Origin of the sequence: Nocardioides sp. LML1-1-1.1 (genome assembly GCF_040676175.1) — a bacterium.
Lineage (GTDB): Bacteria > Actinomycetota > Actinomycetes > Propionibacteriales > Nocardioidaceae > Nocardioides.
Genome location: NZ_JBEGHK010000003.1, coordinates 554,702 through 572,911, shown reverse-complemented (window position 1 = coordinate 572,911; position 18,210 = coordinate 554,702). Strand labels below are relative to the sequence as shown.

Here is an 18,210-nt window from a genome sequence, read left to right as displayed (position 1 = left end):
TGTCGCCGTGTCGACATTGTTGGATGGACAGGTCCCGGGCTCTGGGGAAGGAGCCCGCAACCACTCCACGACAGAGGTGAGGGCGATGGTCGGTACCTACGCAAGCTCCAGTGCACCCGACATGCCGCCGCGCGCGCCCATCCCGGCGCCTCCGCGGACGGCAGGCGACGAGGTGCCACTCGGCACGGAGGATGCCATGACGCTGCAGTTCCCGACGCCCGAGGCGCCGGCCACGGTCGCCGTGGGCGACGCCGAGCTCGGCCCGACCGGGCGGCCGATGCCGGTCCTGCCCGACCCGCGCCCGGTCACGGCCCACGGGCAGGCCCGGGTGATCTCGATGTGCAACCAGAAGGGCGGCGTCGGCAAGACCACGACGACGATCAACCTGGGTGCCGCGCTCGCCGAGTTCGGCCGCAAGGTGCTGCTCGTCGACTTCGACCCGCAGGGCTCGCTGTCCGTCGGCCTGGGGATGAACCCCCACGACATGGACATGACGATCTACAACCTGCTGATGGACCCGGAGACCACGCTCGACGAGGTCGTCGTGCCCTCCGGCGTGCCCGGCATGGACCTGCTGCCCTCGAACATCGACCTGTCCGCCGCCGAGGTGCAGCTGGTCCACGAGGTCGCCCGCGAGCAGACCCTCCAGCGGGTGCTCGCACCGGCCGTCGCCGAGTACGACGTCATCCTCATCGACTGCCAGCCCTCGCTCGGCCTGCTGACGGTCAACGCGCTCACCGCCTCGCACGGCGTGATCGTGCCCCTGGAGTGCGAGTACTTCGCGCTGCGCGGCGTCGCCCTGCTCAAGGCGACGATCGACAAGGTCAAGCAGCGGCTCAACCCGGGCCTGGAGGTCGACGGCGTCCTCGGCACGATGTACGACGGCCGCACGCTGCACGGTCGCGAGGTGCTCGAGCGCCTGGTGCAGGCCTGGGGCGACACGGTCTTCCACACCGTCATCCGGCGCACGGTGAAGTTCTCCGACTCGACCGTGGCGGGTGAGCCGATCACGTCGTACGCGACCGGGTCGAGCGGGGCGGAGGCGTACCGCCAGCTCGCGAAGGAGGTGGCGCAGCGGTGCCTCGACGTGTGAGCCTGCCGGCCGCGGACGACCTGTTCCGCGCCACCACCGACCAGCCCGCCGTCCGTGCCGTCCCGGACCCTCCCGCCCAGGAGGAGCCGCAGAAGGGACCCAGCGGACGGGTCCGGCACGACGAGAAGATCACCGTCTACATCACCTCCCAGGAGCTGATGGACCTGGAGCGGGCCCGCCTGACGCTGCGCGGCGAGCACGGCCTGGCCGTGGACCGCGGCCGCCTCGTCCGCGAGGCGCTGCACCTGGTCCTGGCCGACCTGGAGTCGGGCGGAGAGGACTCGCCTCTCGTCAGGCGCCTGCGTGAGTGAGGACGCCGCGGAGGTGCCGGTGGAGCAGTCCACCGGCGGCTTCGCGGTCCGGCTCGCGAACTTCGAGGGTCCCTTCGACCTGCTGCTCAGCCTGATCTCCAAGCACAAGCTGGACGTCACCGAGATCGCCCTGTCGAAGGTCACCGTCGAGTTCATCGAGCACGTCAAGAACCTCCCCGACGCCGACCTGGAGGAGACCACCTCCTTCCTGCTCGTCGCCTCGACCCTGCTCGACCTCAAGGCCGCGCGGCTGCTGCCGCAGGGCGACGTCGAGGACGAGGAGGACCTGGCGCTGCTGGAGGCGCGCGACCTGCTCTTCGCCCGGCTGCTGCAGTACAAGGCCTACAAGCAGGTAGCGGCCGTGCTCGACGTACGGCTGCAGGCCGAGGCCAAGCGCTTCCCTCGCTCGGTGGGCCTGGAGGAGCGCTTCGCCGGACTGCTGCCGGAGGTGCTGATCGGGATCGGCCTGGAGCAGTTCGCGGCGCTCGCCGCGAAGGCGATGGAGCCCGAGCCCGAGCTGGAGCTGACCCTCCACCACATCCACGCCCCGACCGTGAGCGTGCGCGAGCAGGCCGCCATCGTGGTCGACCGGCTGCGACGCAGTGGCACGATGACCTTCCGGGCGCTGTGCGGCGACTCGCCCGACACGCTCACGACGGTCGCCCGCTTCCTCTCCCTGCTGGAGCTGTTCCGGGAGGGGGCGGTCGCCTTCGACCAGATGACACCGCTCGGAGAGCTGACGGTGCGCTGGACGGGCGACGAGGCGACCGACGTGGAGGACCTGATCACCGACGAGTTCGACGGGGCGGTCCCGCCCCCGGAGGAGACCAACGATGACTGAGCCGACCGGGCCGACCGGGCCTACCGAGGAGGCCCTCCCGGTGCCGGTCGCCGCGCTGCGGCCGTCGCTGGAGGCGGTGCTGATGGTCGCCGACCAGCCGCTCGACCAGCTCGCGCTCGCCACCGCCGTCGGCTACCCGGCGCCGGAGGTGGCCGAGGCGCTCACCGCCCTCGCCGCCGAGTACGACGAGCAGGGCCGCGGCTTCGAGCTGCGCAACGTCGCCGGGGGCTGGCGGTTCTACACCCGCGACGAGTACGCCCCGGTCGTCGAGGGCTTCGTGCTGGAGGGCCAGCAGGCGCGGCTCACCCAGGCGGCGCTGGAGACCCTCGCGGTGGTGGCCTACCAGCAGCCCGTCTCGCGCGCCCGGGTCTCCGCGGTGCGCGGCGTCAACGTCGACGGCGTGATGCGCACCCTGCTCAACCGGGGGTTGGTCGAGGAGGCCGGCCAGGACGGGGAGCACGGCGCGACGCTCTACCGCACGTCGTCGTACTTCCTGGAGCGGATCGGCATCGTCTCCCTCGACGAGCTGCCGGAGCTGGCGCCGCACCTGCCCGACCTCGCCGAGGTCGAGGAGGAGCTGTCGCCCACCGTCCTCGACGAGCCGACCGAGCCCGAGGAGGCCGGCGATGACGCGTGAGGTCAGTCTCGACGAGGACGGCCAGATCCGGCTGCAGAAGCTGCTCGCGCAGGCCGGGGTCGCCTCGCGGCGCCGTTGCGAGGAGCTGATGCTCGACGGCGAGGTCGAGGTCGACGGCGAGGTCGTCACCCGGCTCGGCACCAAGGTCGACCCGCGCACCGCGGTCATCAAGGTGTCGGGCAAGCGGCTGCCGCCGGTCTCCGAGCACGTCTACCTGGTGCTCAACAAGCCGCGCGGCGTGGTGTCGACGATGTCCGACCCGGAGGGACGGCGCTCGTTGGGCGACCTGGTGGCCGACCGCCCGGAGCGGCTCTTCCACGTGGGGCGCCTCGACACCGACACCTCCGGCCTGCTGCTGCTGACGAACGACGGTGAGTTCGCCCACCGCATGGCGCACCCGTCGTTCGAGGTGGAGAAGACCTACGTCGCCGAGGTCGCCGGCCGGCTCGCCAAGGGCACCGTGGCCGACCTGCTCGCCGGGGTCACCCTCGACGACGGCCCGGTGGAGGTACGCCGCGCGCGGGTGCTCGCCACGGCCGCCGACAAGTCGATCATCGAGCTGGTCATCCACGAGGGCCGCAACCGGATCGTGCGCCGGCTGCTCGACCACGTCGGCCACCCGGTGCGCCAGCTCAGCCGCACCCGGTTCGGGCCGATCGAGCTCGGCACGCTCAGCGGCGGGAAGATCCGTGAGCTCAGCGACGACGAGCTCGGCCAGCTGCTGGAGCTCGTCGGCCTCTAGGCCTACCGTGGCGCCATGGTGCCCGTCCCGCCGGCCCTGCGCCGCTACGTCGCCGCACGGATCCCGTACGACGTCGACTTCGGCGCCGCCGGGACGCACCGCGGGCTGCCGTCGACGACGCTGACCTTCGTGCTGCCGCTCGACGACCCGCTGCGGGTCTCCTGGGCGGGGCGCCCGGCGAGCCTGCACGCGGCCTGGGCATCGCTGTCGGGGCTGCACACCGAGCCGGCCGAGATCCACCACGACGGCACCCAGCGCGGGGTGCAGCTGGCGCTGACGTTGGAAGGTGCGCGGGTGCTGCTCGGTCGTCCGGCGGCCGCCCTGTCCGGTGCGCTGACCGACCTCGACGAGGCGGAGGTGCCGAGGGCGCTGCGCGAGCTGCCCGAGCGCCTGCACTCCGTACCGTCGTGGGCGGGGCGGGTCGCGCTCGTCGACCGCACCCTCGCCGCGCTGGCCGCTCGGGCCGGCGACCCGGCTCCCCGGGCCGAGGTCGCGCACGCGCTGTCCCTGCTGACCAGCGGCACCCGGGTCGAGGCGGCCGCCGCGGAGGTGGGCTACAGCCGTCGCCGGCTCGGCAGCCTGGTCCGCGAGGAGTGCGGCGTCACGCCGAAGGCCTACCAGCGGATCGCCCGCCTGGAGGCGGCCCGCGGCCTGCTCGGCCGACGCCCGCTCGCCGAGGTCGCCGCGCGGTGCGGGTACGCCGACCAGGCCCACCTGACCCGCGAGTGGACCACTCTCGCGGGCTGCTCGCCGACGACCTGGCTGCGTGAGGAGTTCCCGTTCCTTCAAGACCCGGACCGGCCCGGGGGAGCAGGATCGGGGCATGACTGACGCAGCCACCGTCCGGCTCTGGCCGGCCCTCCAGTTCTCCGACACCGACGCGATGTCCGCCTGGTTGCGGGCGATCGGGTTCACCGAGCACGCGACCTACCGCGACGACGGCGGCACGGTCGTCCACGCCGAGTGGCTGTGGCCCGCCGGTGGCGGCGTGATGTGGGGCGCGGTGCGCTCCGACAGCCCGTTGCAGCCGGCTGGGTCGGGCGCGACGTACCTGGTCACCGACGACCCGGACGCGGTCTTCGGCGCGGCGGTGGCCGCCGGCGCCAGCGTGGAACGCCCGATGGTCGAGCAGGACTACGGCGGTCGCGGCGGCAGCGTGCGCGACCCCGAGGGCAACCACTGGTCGTTCGGGTCCTACCAGCCGGGCGCGGAGCCGACGTCGTAGCGCGTGGCCTAGCCTTGCGGGCGTGTCCGAGTCCTCCGCCACGCTCGTCGGCCCGGTCGAGGTCGTCGGCACCGGCCTGATCGGTACGTCGATCGCGCTGGCCTGCCGCCGCGCCGGGCTCGACGTCCTGCTCACCGACAGCGCGCCCGACCACGTGCGCACCGCCTCCGGGTTGGGTGCCGGCCGTCCGCGCGAGCCGCACGACGTGCCGCAGCTGGTCGTGGTGGCCGTGCCGCCGGACGCGCTCGGCGCCGCCATCCGCGCCGCCCTCGACAGCGCCGGCCCGGACACCGTGGTGACCGACGTCGGCAGCGTCAAGGAGCTGCCCCTGGCCGCGGTGCACGACCACCCCGCCGCCGCCCGGTACGTCGGCAGCCACCCCATGGCCGGCACGCAGCACTCCGGCCCGCTCTCGGCGAGCGACAGCCTGTTCGACGGCCGCCCGTGGGCGATCACGCCCGGCCCTGCCGCCAGCACCGGGTCGACCCGGGTCGTGGAGGCCCTGGTCCGGCTCTGTGGCGCGGTGCCGGTGCTGCTCAGCCCCGGCGAGCACGACCGCGCGGTCGCCCGGACCTCGCACGTGCCGCACCTGATGGCCGCCCTCGTCGCCGGCACGCTCGCGGCCGCGCCGCCCGAGCACCTGGCGCTCTCCGGCACCGGCGTGCGCGACGTGACCCGTGTCGCCGGGGGAGACCCGCGGCTCTACAGCCAGATCATCGGCGGCAACGCCACCGCCGTGGCGGACCTGCTCACCGAGGTCCGCGCCCGCCTGGACCTGGTCCTCGAGGCCGTCGCCGACGGGGACCGTGCCGGGCTGGAGTCGCTCCTGGGCTACGGCCAGGCCGGGACCCGGGCCATCCCGGGCAAGCACGGCGTGGCGCCGCAGCCGATGGAGGCGGTCCGGGTCGCCGTACCGGACACCCCGGGCGGGCTCGCCCGGCTCTTCGCCGACGCCGGTGCCAGCGGTGTCAACATCGAGGACGTGCGCATCGACCACGACCCCGGCCGGCCGGTCGGACAGGTCGAGCTCGACGTCGTCGCGTCCCGCGCGGAGGAGCTCCGGGGCGCACTGGAGTCGAAGGGGTGGACTACCCACCGGTAGTCTGCGGCCGTGAGTGCGCAGCAGAACGTGGTCGTGGCCGTCGACGGGACCTCCGGTTCCGGCAAGTCGAGCACCTGCCGGGCGGTGGCCGACCGGCTCGGCCTGCGCTACCTCGACACCGGGGCGCAGTACCGCGCGATCACCTGGTGGATGCTGCGCGAGGGCGTCGACGTGCAGGACGCGGCCGCGGTCGCGGCCCGCGCCGGTGAGCCGGACATCGTCTCCGGCACCGACCCGCTCGGCCCGACGATCACCGTCGACGGCACCGACGTCTCCGTCGAGATCCGCTCCGACGAGGTCAACGGCGCGGTCTCGCCCGTGAGCGCCGTGCCCGAGGTCCGCACCCGGCTGGTCGACCTGCAGCGCGCGATCGTCGGCGACGGCGGGATCGTCGTCGAGGGCCGTGACATCGGCTCGGTGGTCTGCCCCGACGCCGAGGTGAAGGTCTACCTCACCGCCGACCCCGCCGCCCGTGCCGCCCGCCGCGCGCTGGAGAACGGTGCCGACGACGTCGCCGCCACGGAGGCCTCCCTGCTCGCCCGCGACGCGATCGACTCCGGCCGGGCCGTCGCCCCGCTGACGGTCGTCGACGGCGCGACCCAGATCGACTCCACCGACCGCACCCTGGACGAGGTCATCGAGCTGGTGGTGGGCCTGGTGATGGAGCGCGTGTGAGCGCTCACTCCCAGGCTCCGCGCTCCGACCGCGTCCCCGCGCCCGCACGCCGGCTGCTGGTCGGTGGCCGACCCGCGTCGCGCTGGCTGATCCGGCGCCGGTACGACGTCCGGGTGCACCACCCCGAGCGCTTTCCCGCCACGGGACCGGCCGTCGTGGCCGGCAACCACGTGGGCTTCGTGGACGGTCCGCTGATGGCGATCTTTGCCCCCCGGCCGGTGCACGCGCTGACCAAGGAGGAGATGTTCGCGGGTCCCCTCGGCGCCTTCCTGCGCCGCGCCGGGCAGATCCCGCTCGACCGGCTGCACACCGACCCGCGGGCGGTGCGGACCGCGGTGCGGGTGCTGCGCGACGGGCACGCGGTCGGCGTCTTCCCGGAGGGCTCGCGCGGGGCCGGTGACCTGGAGGTCTTCCACACCGGGGCGGCCTACCTGGCACTGGTGACCGGCGCGCCCGTCGTACCGCTGACGTTCCTGGGGACCCGGGAGCCGGGCGGCACGAGCAGCTCGCTGCCGCCGAGGGGCGCCCGGATCGACATCGTCGTGGGGGAGCCGATGGCCGTCGATGCGGTGTCCTGGCCCCGGACGAGGGATCATGTACGTCTGACGTCGGCCGCCCTGCGCGCGCACATGCGCAGCGGGCTCGCCGACGCGCTCGAGGAGACGGGGCGGAGCCTGCCGGGCCCGCTCCCGCAAGGAGATCGTGATGAGTGAAGCTGCCCCGACCGGGGTGGTCCCGGTGCTGGCCGTCGTCGGCCGGCCCAACGTCGGCAAGTCGACCCTGGTCAACCGCATCCTGGGCCGCCGCGAGGCGGTCGTGGAGGACATCCCCGGCGTGACCCGGGACCGGGTCTCCTACGACGCGGAGTGGTCCGGTCGCGCGTTCACCGTCGTCGACACCGGCGGCTGGGACCCCGATGCCCGCGGCATGGCCGAGATGATCAAGGCGCAGGCCGAGGTCGCGGTCAGCCTGGCCGACGCGGTGCTCTTCGTCGTCGACGCGACGGTGGGCATCACCGACGCGGACGAGGCCGTCGTACGGGTGCTGCGCAAGTCGGGCAAGCCGATCGTGCTGGCCGCCAACAAGGTCGACGACGAGCGCGCCGAGGCCGAGGCCTTCGCGCTGTGGAACCTCGGCCTGGGCGAGCCCTTCACCGTCTCCGCCCTGCACGGGCGCGGTTCCGGTGACCTGCTCGACGCCGTCCTCGCGGTGCTGCCCGACGCTCCCGAGCGGGGCTACGACGAGCTGGGCGGCCCGCGCCGGATCGCCATCGTCGGCCGCCCGAACGTCGGCAAGTCCTCCCTGCTCAACAAGCTCGCCGGCGAGGAGCGGGTCGTCGTCGACAACGTCGCCGGCACCACCGTCGACCCGGTCGACGAGCTGGTCGAGCTGGGCGGGGAGACCTGGCGCTTCATCGACACCGCCGGCATCCGCAAGCGGGTCAAGGAGGCCTCGGGCCACGAGTACTACGCCTGGCTGCGCACCTCCACCGCCATCGAGCGCGCCGAGGTCTGCATCCTGGTGCTCGCCGGCAACGAGTCGGTCGCCGAGCAGGACATGCGGATCCTGCAGGAGGTCCGCGAGGCCGGCAAGGCCCTGGTCATCGCCTTCAACAAGTGGGACCTCGTCGACGCCGAGCGCCGTTACTACCTGGACCGCGAGATCGAGCGTGACCTCGTGCAGGTGCAGTGGGCGCCGCGGATCAACATCACCGCCAAGACCGGCTGGCACATCGACCGGATCGTGCCCGCGCTCAACCGCGCCATCGAGGGCTGGGAGACCCGGATCTCCACCGGCACCTTCAACTCCTTCCTGGGCCGCATCGTCGCCGAGCACCCGCACCCGGTCCGCGGCGGCAAGCAGCCGCGCATCCTGTTCGGCAGCCAGGTCTCCTCGGCCCCGCCGGTGTTCAAGCTGTTCACCACCGGCAAGCTCGACCAGGGCTACGAGCGCTTCATCGAGCGCCGCCTGCGCGAGGAGTTCGGCTTCGTCGGCACGCCGATCGAGATCAAGGTCCAGCCGCGGGAGAAGCGCGGCCGGCGCTAGCCGCTTGTAACTACGTGTTCATGCCTCTACCAGGGTGGTCGACCACCCTGGTAGAGGCCACAACACCCGGGTAGATGTCGTCGCGACGGTTCTCCACAGCCCCGCGTCTCCCACTTGCGCCGATCGAACAAATGTTCGAACATGGCTGCATGAGCGTCCGCCCCCTCGAAGTCGACGACCCCCGCACGGTCGTCGACCAGCTGCGTGGGCGGATCTCTGCCCTCCAGGGCGGACCGAGCCGGCTCGAGGTGCCGACCCTGCCGATGTTCGACGGGCTGGTGCGGCTGCGCACCGGCGGGGTCTACGGCGTCGACTCGGCCACCCTCGGCATGGCGTTGGCCGCCGGTGCCTCCCAGGCCGGGGAGTGGGTCGGCTTCGTCGGGTGGGAGGACTTCGGCGTCGAGGCGGCCCACCAGCAGGGCGTCGACCTGTCCCGCACGGTCCTGGTGCCGGCGCCGGGGGAGCACTGGCTGGAGGCGACGGCGGGACTGGTCGACGTGCTCAAGGTGGTGGTGCTGCGACCACCGGGCATGGTCGATGCGAAGTCGGCGAGCATCCTCGACGCCCGGTTGCGCGCCCGGGCCGGGGTGCTGGTCGTCCAGGGCGACTGGCCGCGGTGCGAGGTGCGGCTCAGCGCCGAGCAGAGCGTCTGGTCCGGGCTCGGCGCCGGCCAGGGGTTCCTGCGGGAGCGGCGGATGGAGCTGGTCGCGCGCGGCGGCGGCCGGCTCCCAGCACGGACCGAGGTGGTGCTCGACTGATGCGGACGATGGTGGTCTGGTGCCCGGACTGGGCGGTGACCGCGGGGCTGATGGAGCTGGCCGACGAGCGGGGTGAGGGCGAGCCGGCGCTGGACACGGCTGCCCCGGCGGCGGTGCTGGCCAACAACCGGGTGACGGTCTGCAACGCCACGGCCCGGGCCGAGGGTGTACGTCGCGGCCAGCGGCGTCGCGACGCCCAGGCCCGGTGCCCGGAGGTGGTGCTGCTGAGAGCCAACCCGGAGCGGGACGCCCGCTGGTTCGAGCCGGTGCTCGGCGTGGTCGAGGAGGTGCGCCCCGGCGTGGCTCCGCTGCGCCCGGGCCTGCTGGCCCTGCCCGGCCCGGGCCGCTACTTCGCCCGCCCCGGCGTCGGTGGCGAGGAGGCCGCCGCCGCGGTGCTGGCCGAGCACCTCGTCGAGGCGGGGGTCTGGGACTGCCGGTTCGGGGTGGCCGACGACCTGTACGCCGCCGAGCGGGCCGCCCGCGAGGCCGCAGCGCAGGGCTGCCTGGCCGTCCCGGCCGGCGGCTCGGCGGAGTTCCTGCGCGGGCTGCCGGTCACCGTGCTCGCCGACGACGGGCCGGAGGGGGCGGAGCTGGCGGACCTGCTGCGCCGGCTCGGGCTGGCGCGGCTGGGTGACTTCGCGGCGCTCTCGGGCGCCTCGGTGAGCAACCGCTTCGGCGGCTACGGCATCGAGGTGTGGCGCCGGGTGCAGGGCGAGGAGGTCACCCGGCTGGCCTCGCGGACCCCGCCACCGGAGCTGGCGTGCGAGATCTCCTTCGAGCCGCCGCTGGACTCGGCCGAGGCGGTCACGTTCAGCGTGCGCACCACCGCAGAGCGGTTCGTGGCGGGGCTCAGCGACCGGCAGCTGGTGGCGACCGGGGTCCGGGTCGAGGCGGAGTTCGAGGACGGGGTCTCCGCGCGGACCTGGCTGCACCCACGCTGCTTCACCTCCCGTGACCTCGTCGACCGGGTGCACTGGCAGCTCCAGGCGGGGATGGCGAGCTCGGGGCTGCGCAGCCGCAAGACGTCCGGGGAGGCGATCACCTCCCCGGTGACCCTGGTCCGCTTCCTCCCCGACACCGTGGAGCCCGCCTCCGCCCACGTCGACGGGCTGTGGGGCGGCGGCGCCGACGACCAGGTCGTGCGCGGGGTGGCGCGGGTCCAGGCGATGGTCGGCTACGACGCCGTCCGGGTCCCCGTCCGCCAGGGCGGTCGTGCCGCGGGGGACCAGCAGGCCCTGGTGCCCTGGGGCGAGCGTCCGGTCGGGCTGCGCCCGGTCGACCGTCCCTGGCCGGGCCGGATCCCGGGGCCGGCGCCGAGCCGGGTCTTCGCCGTGCCGGCGCAGGCGGAGGTGGTCGACGAGGCCGGGGTCGACGTCGCGGTCACCAGCCGCGGCCAGGTGACGGGGGAGCCGTGGCGGTTCCGGGTCGGCCGGCGCTGGCACCCGGTGGCGGCCTGGGCCGGGCCGTGGCCGGTGGACGACGGGTGGTGGCTGGGACCGGACGCGGGCGGACGTGCGGCGCGCTTCCAGGTGGTCGGCGTCGACGGCCGGGCGTGGCTGCTGCGCTGGCAGGTGCCGGGCACCTGGGAGGTGGAGGCGGCCTACGACTGAGCTCAGCCTGCTCAGGCCTCCGCGGCGACGAACCCCTCCTCGGTGAGCAGCGGCACGACGTCGTCGGCGTCCACCTCCGCCGCGGCGGTGACGTCCGCGGCGAACCCCGCCGCGACCAGCTCCTGCCCGCTGGCGCACCCGCGCAGCTCCGTGGCGACCCGTTCCGCGACCTCCCGGTAGGCGGCCGCGGCCAGTCGCGCCTCCGGGCTCGCCCCGAGACTGGCCGCTCCCGGCTCCCCGGGGCCGAGGACCCGGTCGAGCACCGCACCCGCGCCCCACAGGTCCTCCACGGCAGGGCGCAGGGTGCCGTCGGCCCACCGCTCCCCGGACGGTACGACGGCGACCCGTGCCCCCGCAGCCACCCGCGGAGCCAGCCAGCGGGCGACCGCCGCGCGGTTGCGCAGGCTGGCGCCGACCACCGTCAGCGCCGGGCTGGCCCGGCGCAGGGCTGCGCAGATCGTGGAGCCGTTGGGGGAGGGCAGGACGAGCCGCTCGACGTACCGGCTGGTGAGCAGCTGCGCCGGCGACAGGCTGGGCGGCGGGTCCGCCAGCTGCTGGGCCTCGAACCGCCCGACCGCGAGCACCGCGCCGAGTGCGTCGGCGTGGGCCTGGGCCCGCTCGTCCTTCCACGGGAACGGGTGTACCCGGGTGCCGCGCCGGGTGGCGATCGAGAGCGTGGTCGTGAACGAGAGCACGTCGACGACCACCGCGATGTCGGCGTCGGCGCTGACGGCGGCACCGCCCGTCGGCCCCCACTCCAGCCGGATCGGGCTGCCGTGCTGGGCGTGGGCCGGCGCGATCGTCACGCCTCGAGGGTAGGCGAGGGGCACGAGCGGGTACCGCGCCGCCATGGCTCACCACTACCTCGCCTGGACCGGCACCGTGCTGCCCGAGCGGCTGGACGGCCCGTGGACGGAGTACCGCCGCATCGCCGACGACCTCGCCCTGCTGGAGAGCGACCAGCCGCTGTCGCCGGTCTACCACGAGCTGAAGTGGAGCCTGCCCGAGGACACCGCGCTCCTCGTCGCGCCGCTGCACGCCCGCCCGAAGCTCAAGGGCCTCCCGGCGGGGACGACCACGTGGTTGCGTGACCGGCTAGCGTGACCCGCCGTGAAGGCCGACCCGAAGAAGGACCTCGACTCCTACCAGGCACGCCGCGGGGAGTTCCGTGTGCTCGACGTGCCGCCGCTGACCTACCTGATGGTCGACGGCCAGGGCGACCCCAACACCGCGCCGGAGTACGCCGACGCGCTGGCCGCGCTCTACCCGGTGGCCTACACGCTGAAGTTCGCCAGCAAGCGGGAGCTCGACCGTGACTACGTCGTCCCCCCGCTGGAGGCGCTGTGGTGGTCCGACGACATGGCGACGTTCACCACCGCCCGCGACAAGTCGCGGTGGAGCTGGACGGCGATGCTGATGGTCCCGGACTGGGTCCCCGCCGCGGCGTACGACGAGGCGCTCGCCCAGGTCGCCCGCAAGGGCGCGCCCGCGGCGCTCGACGAGGTCCGGCGAGAGACCTTGCACGAGGGCCGGTGCGTGCAGACCCTCCACGTCGGCCCCTACGACGACGAGGCGCCGGTGCTCGCCGCGATGCACGACGACTTCATCCCCGGCGCCGGGCTGCGGATGACCGGACGGCACCACGAGATCTACCTCGGCGACCCACGCCGGGTGGCGCCGGAGCGGCTGCGCACCATCCTGCGACAGCCGGTCGAGCCGGTCGAGCCCGTCTAGCGGCGGCTCAGTCCGGCGTCTGGGTGCTCTCCTGGCGGGTGCCCTCGGGGTCGTCCACCCGCTCGTCGGACTCTTCCAGGATCGCCTCGGCCTGGGCCTCGGGGTCGGCGCTGCCGGCGGCCCGCTCCTCGGGGAGCAGCTCGGCACGCTCGGCGATGCGGTCGTCCTCGGGTGTCTGGCTCATGCCTCGGCGATACCCGGCCGCCGCGGCACCAGACTCATCGGACGCGACTCACCAGGTGCGGACCCACCGGCAGTGCTCGGAGCGGGTCAGGGTCTCCACGGCCTCGGCCGAGAGCGGCTCGGCGGTGTCGGTGACGACGTACCCGAGCCGGTCGCGGGTGGACAGGTGCTGGTCGATGACGTTGTCGCCGGCCTCGGCCAGTGCGGCGTTGACCTCGGCGAGCACGCCGGCGACGTTGTCGTGCAGGAAGCCGAGCCGGCAGCCGGGCCGCAGCGCGGGCGGGAGCGCCTCGGGAAGGTTGACCGACAGGGCGGTGCTGCCCTCGAGCGCGAAGCGGGCGAGCTTCTCGGCCACGAACCAGCCGATCTCCTCCTGCGCCTCCTGCGTGGAGCCACCGATGTGCGGGGTCAGGATCACGTTGTCGAGGCCGCGCAGCACCGAGTTGAAGGGGTCGCCCTGGGCCTTGGGCTCGGCGGGGAAGACGTCGACGGCGGCGCCGGCGATGTGCCCGGAGAGGACGTGCTCGCGCAGCGCGTCGTAGTCGACGACCATGCCGCGGGAGGCGTTGATGAACAGCGCGCGGGGCTTCATGGCGGCGAACTCCGCGGCGCCGAAGAAGCCGGCGTTGCCCGGGCGCCCGTCGACGTGCAGGCTGACCACGTCGGCGACCTCGAGCAGCTCGCGCAGCGAGCGGAGGCGGCGCGCGGTGCCGTGCGCGGGGCGGTCGGCGGTGTCGTAGAAGACCACGTTGAGGCCGAGCGCCTCGGCGACGGTGGAGAGCTGGGTGCCGATGTTGCCGTAGCCGACGATGCCCAGGGTCCGTCCGCGCACCTCGTGGCTGCCGCGGGCCGACTTGTCCCAGGTCCCGTCGTGCATCCGCTGGGTCTTCTCCGGCAGACGCCGGGCCAGGCTGATGATCTCGGCGATGACGAGCTCGACGACGCTGCGCGTGTTGGAGTACGGCGCGTTGAACACCCCGATGCCCCGCGCGGCGGCCGCCACCAGGTCGACCTGGTTGGTGCCGATGCAGAAGCAGCCCACGGCGAGCAGGTCCCCGGCCTCGGCGAGCACCCGCTCGGTGACGTTGGTGTTGGAGCGGATGCCGAGCAGCTGCACGCCCGGCAGGGCAAGGACCAGCTCGTCCTCGGAGAGGGAGCCGGTCCGCAGCTCGACCTCGTAGCCGCGGGCCTCCAGGGTCTCGACGGCCGCCGGGTGGATGTTCTCGAGGAGCAGCGCCTTCACGAGACAACCGTAGGGGAGGCGGCCGGCACCGGCGAACCGCGCCCCCTGCGGTGATACCGGGAGCGGGCCTAGGCTGACGGCGTGTACCTGGAGAACGTCGTCTTCGACGCCATCGACCCCCGCCTGCTCGGACGGTCCTGGGAGACCCGGCTCGGCACGACGACGCTGACCGACGTGCCGGAGGGCTTCGAGACCCGGCTGGACCTGGCGGACGGCGCCTACCTCGACCTGTGCTTCCAGCGGGTGCCGGAGCAGCCGACCGGCACCGAGCGGCTGCGCCTGGTCGTCGCGGAGCCCGGCACGCTGGCGGCGCTGAGCCTGGAGTCGGCCGACCCGGAGCGGGACCGGGACTTCTGGGCCTGGCTGTCCGGCTGGGTGCCGGTCGCGGGCGGGGCCGTCGCGCTGCGGCACCCCTCGCTGGCGGGCCCGGTGCTGGAGCTGGTGCCGGAGCGGGCGCCCAAGGGAGCGGCGAAGAACCCGGTCCACCTCGACGTGCGGCTGGAAGGCGAGGATCCCGACACGGTCGCCGCGGCGATCGCCGAGCACGGTGGCCGCGAGCTGGAGCTGGGCTACGGCGACCTGCCGTGGCGCCACTACGCCGATCCCTCGGGCAACGAGCTCTGCGTGCTGAACGCGTCCACCTCCTGACCCCTGTTGCTCGAACACCTGTTCGAGTAGTCTTGCGGTCATGGGCTGGAACAACCCTCCCGTCCCGTGGCGGGAGCTGGAGCGTCGGCTCTCCGGGCGCGCCCCCGACCCGGAGGCGCCGGTCTCGCGCCGCAAGCGACCACGCACGGAGCCGGAGGAGATCCTGCGCCCGGCCGAGTCGACGCCGTACGCCGAGCTGCACTGCCACAGCCACTTCAGCTTCCTCGACGGGGCGAGCAGTCCCGGCGACCTGGTCAAGGAGGCCGCCCGGCTCGGGCTGGACGCGCTGGCGCTGACCGACCACGACGGCTTCGCGGGGGCACCGCTGTTCGCCGAGGCGGGCCAGGACTACGCCCTGGCGACGGTCTACGGCGCCGAGCTCTCCCTGGGCCTGGACCGCACCCAGAACGGCGTGCCCGACCCCGAGGGGAGCCACCTGCTGGTGCTGGCGCGCGGGGTCGAGGGCTACCACCGGCTCTCCGGGGCGATCACCGAGGCCGGGCTGCGGGCGCCGGAGAAGGGCAGCCCGGCCTACGACCTCGCCGAGCTGGCGGAGACCGGCGGGGAGCACTGGATGGTCCTCACCGGCTGCCGCAAGGGCGCCGTGCGCCGGGCGCTCGCCGCGCACGGCCCCCGGGCGGCGGCGACCGAGGTCGACCGGCTGGTCGAGCGCTTCGGCCGCGAGCAGGTGGTGGTGGAGCTGATCGCGAGCGCCCTGCCGGGCGGCGACCGCACCAACGAGCTGCTGGCCCGGATCGCCGACGAGCGCGGGCTGCCGGCGGTCGCGACTGGCAACGTCCACCACGCGACCCCGCAGCAGCGGCGGCTGGCAGCGGCGATGGCGGCGGTGCGGGCGCGGCGCAGCATCGCCGAGCTGGAGGGCTGGCTCGACACCTCAGGCGGCGCCCACCTGCGCAGCGGGGCAGAGATGCTGGCCCAGTTCCGGCACCGTCCCGACGTCGTACGACGCTCGGTGGTGCTGGCGCGTGAGCTCGCCTTCGACCTGCGCAAGGCCTCCCCGCGCCTGCCCAAGCAGGGCATCCCCGAGGGCAGCACCGCCGCCGAGCACCTGCGCACCCTGCTGGAGCGCGGCTTCGCCGAGCGCTACGCCGGCCGGCCCAACGAGGCCGCGGCACGCGAGCGGGTCGAGCGGGAGATGCGGGTCATCGAGGAGAAGGACTTCGCGGGCTACTTCGTCATCGTCCACGACATCGTCGCCTTCGCCCGCAGCCAGCGGATCCTGTGCCAGGGCCGGGGCTCGGCGGCGAGCTCGGCGGTCTGCTACGCGCTGGGCATCACCGCGATCGACTCGGTCTACTTCGACCTGCCCTTCGAGCGGTTCATCTCCGAGCACCGCGAGGAGGAGCCCGACATCGACGTGGACTTCGACTCCGACCGCCGCGAGGAGGTCATCCAGTGGGTCTACCGGACCTACGGACGGCGCAACGCGGCACAGGTGTGCAACGTGATCAGCTATCGGCCGCGGATGGCGGTGCGCGACGCGGCCAAGGCGCTGGGCTTCTCGATGGGCCAGCAGGACGCCTGGTCGAAGCAGATCGACGGCTGGGGGAGCGTGATCTCCGCCGACGTGGAGATGCCCGCCCAGGTGGTGGAGCTCGCCGAGGAGCTGATGGGCGCACCGCGCCACCTCGGCATCCACTCCGGCGGGATGGTGCTCACCGAGCGGCCGATCGGCGAGGTGTGCCCGATCGAGAAGGCCCGGATGGACGAGCGCACCGTGCTGCAGTGGGACAAGGACGGCTGCGAGTCGATGGGGCTGGTGAAGTTCGACCTGCTCGGCCTCGGCATGCTCGGCGCGCTCGACCACATGATGCAGCTGATCGAGGAGCACACCGGCCGGCGCTGGGCTCTGGAGACGATCCCGAAGGAGGAGCCCGAGGTCTACGACATGCTCTGCCGGGCCGACTCGATCGGGGTCTTCCAGGTCGAGTCCCGGGCCCAGATCGGCACCCTGCCGCGGCTCAAGCCCCGCAGCTTCTACGACCTGGCCATCGAGATCGCGCTGATCCGCCCCGGCCCGATCCAGGGCGGTGCGGTGCATCCCTACATCCGCCGCGCGATGGGCCGCGAGCCGGTCACCTACGACCACCCCTCGCTCGTGCCGATCCTGGGGCGCACCCTCGGCGTGCCGCTCTTCCAGGAGCAGCTCATGGCCATGGCCGTCGCCCTCGGCGACTGCAGCCACGACGACGCCGACCTGCTGCGCCGGGCGATGGGCTCCAAGCGCGGCATCGAGCGGATCGAGAAGGTCAAGGACAAGCTCTACGCCGGGATGAGCGCCAAGGGGATCACCGGCGACCAGGCGGACGCGATCTACGTCAAGATCCTCTCCTTCGCCGGCTTCGGCTTCGCCGAGTCGCACGCGCTCAGCTTCGCGCTGCTGGTCTACGCCTCGTCGTGGTTCAAGCTGCGCTACCCGGCCGCCTTCCTGGCCGGGCTGCTGCGCAACCAGCCGATGGGCTTCTACTCCCCGCAGTCGCTCGTCGCCGACGCCCGTCGCCACGGGGTCACCGTGCTGCCTCCCGACATCGCCCGCTCGGGGGCCCGGGCCGGTCTCGAGCCGTGCACACCGGGCGGCACCGACCGCCACCGCTACGACGACGGGCTGGCCGTCCGGCTCGGGCTCGACGAGGTCAAGGGGATCGGCGCCGAGCTCGCGGCCCGGATCGTGGCGGAGCGCGCCACGGCGCCGTACGCCGACATCCGCGACCTGTCCCGGCGCGCCGACCTCACCACCGCCCAGCTGGAAGCGCTGGCGACCGCCGGCGCCTTCGACTGCTTCGGGCTGGACCGGCGCCAGGCGATCTGGATGGCGGGCTACGCCGAGGACGAGGGCCAGCTCCCCGGCAGCACCCCAGCGCCCGCGCCGCCGGAGCTGCCCGGGATGAGCCCGATGGAGGTCACCCTCGCCGACCTGTGGTCCACCCGGATCTCCACCGACGTCCACCCCGTCGAGCACTTCCGCGCCCAGCTCACCACCGCCGGCATCCGCTCGGTCGCCGACCTGCGCACCGCCGAGCCGGGCCGCCGGGTGCACGTCGCCGGCCTGGTCACCCACCGCCAGCGCCCGGGCACGGCGAGCGGGATCACCTTCCTCAACGTCGAGGACGAGACCGGGATGCTCAACGTGGTCTGCTCCCCGGGCGTGATGAAGGCATCCCGACCGGCCGCCCGCAACAAGGTCGCGGTGGTGGTGCGCGGCATCGTCGAGCGTGAGGACGGGGTCACCAACCTGGTCGCCGACCGGGTCGTCTCCCTCGACACCGTGCTGCCCGGCACCGGCGCCGCACTGCAGGCCCGCCAGTCCTCACGCGACTTCCGGTGAGGCGATTCGGGACCCG

At 73.8% G+C, this 18,210-nt stretch carries 20 protein-coding genes; 17 read left to right on the top strand and 3 right to left on the bottom strand.

Annotated features, from left to right (window positions below; all coding sequences use genetic code 11):
• Window positions 1-196: 196 nt before the first annotated feature.
• The 13 genes from MRBLML1_RS13940 (at window position 197) to MRBLML1_RS13880 (ending at window position 11,040) form a co-directional block, all read left to right on the top strand.
• A complete protein-coding gene (locus MRBLML1_RS13940; protein ID WP_364516835.1) occupies window positions 197-1,093 on the top strand; it encodes a ParA family protein in 897 nt (298 codons plus the stop codon).
• Window positions 1,078-1,404: a hypothetical protein gene (locus MRBLML1_RS13935; RefSeq protein ID WP_364516833.1), complete on the top strand. Its 327-nt coding sequence runs from the start codon at window positions 1,078-1,080 to the stop codon at window positions 1,402-1,404. The genes MRBLML1_RS13940 and MRBLML1_RS13935 overlap by 16 nt, the downstream gene beginning before the upstream one ends.
• Window positions 1,397-2,245 (top strand): segregation and condensation protein A, encoded by an 849-nt coding sequence (locus tag MRBLML1_RS13930; protein ID WP_364516831.1) that lies wholly within the window; start codon window positions 1,397-1,399, stop codon window positions 2,243-2,245. The genes MRBLML1_RS13935 and MRBLML1_RS13930 overlap by 8 nt, the downstream gene beginning before the upstream one ends.
• Window positions 2,238-2,882: an SMC-Scp complex subunit ScpB gene (gene scpB, locus MRBLML1_RS13925; protein ID WP_364516828.1), complete on the top strand. Its 645-nt coding sequence runs from the start codon at window positions 2,238-2,240 to the stop codon at window positions 2,880-2,882. The genes MRBLML1_RS13930 and scpB overlap by 8 nt, the downstream gene beginning before the upstream one ends.
• The gene (locus MRBLML1_RS13920) at window positions 2,872-3,624 is read left to right on the top strand and encodes a pseudouridine synthase (protein WP_364516826.1); all 753 of its coding nucleotides are present in this window, start codon (window positions 2,872-2,874) and stop codon (window positions 3,622-3,624) included. The genes scpB and MRBLML1_RS13920 overlap by 11 nt, the downstream gene beginning before the upstream one ends.
• 15 nt (window positions 3,625-3,639) lie before the next feature.
• Window positions 3,640-4,455 (top strand): helix-turn-helix domain-containing protein, encoded by an 816-nt coding sequence (locus MRBLML1_RS13915; protein WP_364516824.1) that lies wholly within the window; start codon window positions 3,640-3,642, stop codon window positions 4,453-4,455.
• A complete protein-coding gene (locus tag MRBLML1_RS13910) occupies window positions 4,448-4,849 on the top strand; it encodes a VOC family protein (protein WP_364516822.1) in 402 nt (133 codons plus the stop codon). Before MRBLML1_RS13915 ends, MRBLML1_RS13910 begins: the two co-directional genes overlap by 8 nt.
• A gap of 22 nt (window positions 4,850-4,871) precedes the next feature.
• Window positions 4,872-5,951: a prephenate dehydrogenase gene (locus MRBLML1_RS13905; protein ID WP_364516820.1), complete on the top strand. Its 1,080-nt coding sequence runs from the start codon at window positions 4,872-4,874 to the stop codon at window positions 5,949-5,951.
• 9 nt (window positions 5,952-5,960) lie between these two features.
• Window positions 5,961-6,626 carry a (d)CMP kinase gene (cmk, locus tag MRBLML1_RS13900; protein WP_364516818.1) on the top strand — a complete coding sequence of 222 codons (666 nt, stop codon included), beginning with the start codon at window positions 5,961-5,963 and terminating at the stop codon, window positions 6,624-6,626.
• Entirely contained in the window at window positions 6,623-7,339 is a 717-nt protein-coding gene (locus tag MRBLML1_RS13895; RefSeq protein WP_364516816.1) for a lysophospholipid acyltransferase family protein, read from the top strand. Before cmk ends, MRBLML1_RS13895 begins: the two co-directional genes overlap by 4 nt.
• The gene (gene der, locus MRBLML1_RS13890; protein ID WP_364516814.1) at window positions 7,332-8,672 is read left to right on the top strand and encodes a ribosome biogenesis GTPase Der; all 1,341 of its coding nucleotides are present in this window, start codon (window positions 7,332-7,334) and stop codon (window positions 8,670-8,672) included. The genes MRBLML1_RS13895 and der overlap by 8 nt, the downstream gene beginning before the upstream one ends.
• Before the next feature lie 149 nt (window positions 8,673-8,821).
• A complete protein-coding gene (locus tag MRBLML1_RS13885) occupies window positions 8,822-9,430 on the top strand; it encodes a hypothetical protein (protein ID WP_364516812.1) in 609 nt (202 codons plus the stop codon).
• Entirely contained in the window at window positions 9,430-11,040 is a 1,611-nt protein-coding gene (locus MRBLML1_RS13880) for a DNA polymerase Y family protein (protein WP_364516810.1), read from the top strand. The genes MRBLML1_RS13885 and MRBLML1_RS13880 overlap by 1 nt, the downstream gene beginning before the upstream one ends.
• 11 nt (window positions 11,041-11,051) lie before the next feature.
• Here MRBLML1_RS13880 and MRBLML1_RS13875 read toward each other — a convergent pair whose 3' ends face one another.
• Window positions 11,052-11,846, bottom strand: a complete 795-nt coding sequence (locus MRBLML1_RS13875) for a 2-phosphosulfolactate phosphatase (RefSeq protein ID WP_364516808.1) — start codon at window positions 11,844-11,846, stop codon at window positions 11,052-11,054.
• Between the two features lie 43 nt (window positions 11,847-11,889).
• Between MRBLML1_RS13875 and MRBLML1_RS13870 the strand changes: the two genes are divergently transcribed.
• Together MRBLML1_RS13870 and MRBLML1_RS13865 are read left to right on the top strand one after the other, a co-directional pair.
• Window positions 11,890-12,144 carry a hypothetical protein gene (locus MRBLML1_RS13870; protein WP_364516806.1) on the top strand — a complete coding sequence of 85 codons (255 nt, stop codon included), beginning with the start codon at window positions 11,890-11,892 and terminating at the stop codon, window positions 12,142-12,144.
• Between the two features lie 6 nt (window positions 12,145-12,150).
• Window positions 12,151-12,774, top strand: a complete 624-nt coding sequence (locus tag MRBLML1_RS13865; RefSeq protein WP_364516804.1) for a GyrI-like domain-containing protein — start codon at window positions 12,151-12,153, stop codon at window positions 12,772-12,774.
• Between the two features lie 7 nt (window positions 12,775-12,781).
• Here MRBLML1_RS13865 and MRBLML1_RS13860 read toward each other — a convergent pair whose 3' ends face one another.
• Window positions 12,782-12,958, bottom strand: coding sequence for a hypothetical protein (locus tag MRBLML1_RS13860; protein WP_364516802.1), 177 nt, complete (start codon window positions 12,956-12,958; stop codon window positions 12,782-12,784).
• 48 nt (window positions 12,959-13,006) lie between these two features.
• Window positions 13,007-14,200: a phosphoglycerate dehydrogenase gene (gene serA / locus MRBLML1_RS13855; protein ID WP_364516800.1), complete on the bottom strand. Its 1,194-nt coding sequence runs from the start codon at window positions 14,198-14,200 to the stop codon at window positions 13,007-13,009.
• An 81-nt stretch (window positions 14,201-14,281) separates the two neighbouring features.
• On the opposite strand from serA, the gene MRBLML1_RS13850 reads away from it, so the two are divergent.
• Both MRBLML1_RS13850 and MRBLML1_RS13845 read left to right on the top strand, forming a co-directional pair.
• Window positions 14,282-14,848: a VOC family protein gene (locus tag MRBLML1_RS13850; protein WP_364516798.1), complete on the top strand. Its 567-nt coding sequence runs from the start codon at window positions 14,282-14,284 to the stop codon at window positions 14,846-14,848.
• Between the two features lie 40 nt (window positions 14,849-14,888).
• Window positions 14,889-18,194 (top strand): error-prone DNA polymerase, encoded by a 3,306-nt coding sequence (locus tag MRBLML1_RS13845; RefSeq protein WP_364516796.1) that lies wholly within the window; start codon window positions 14,889-14,891, stop codon window positions 18,192-18,194.
• The last annotated feature ends 16 nt before the right edge of the window (window positions 18,195-18,210 follow it).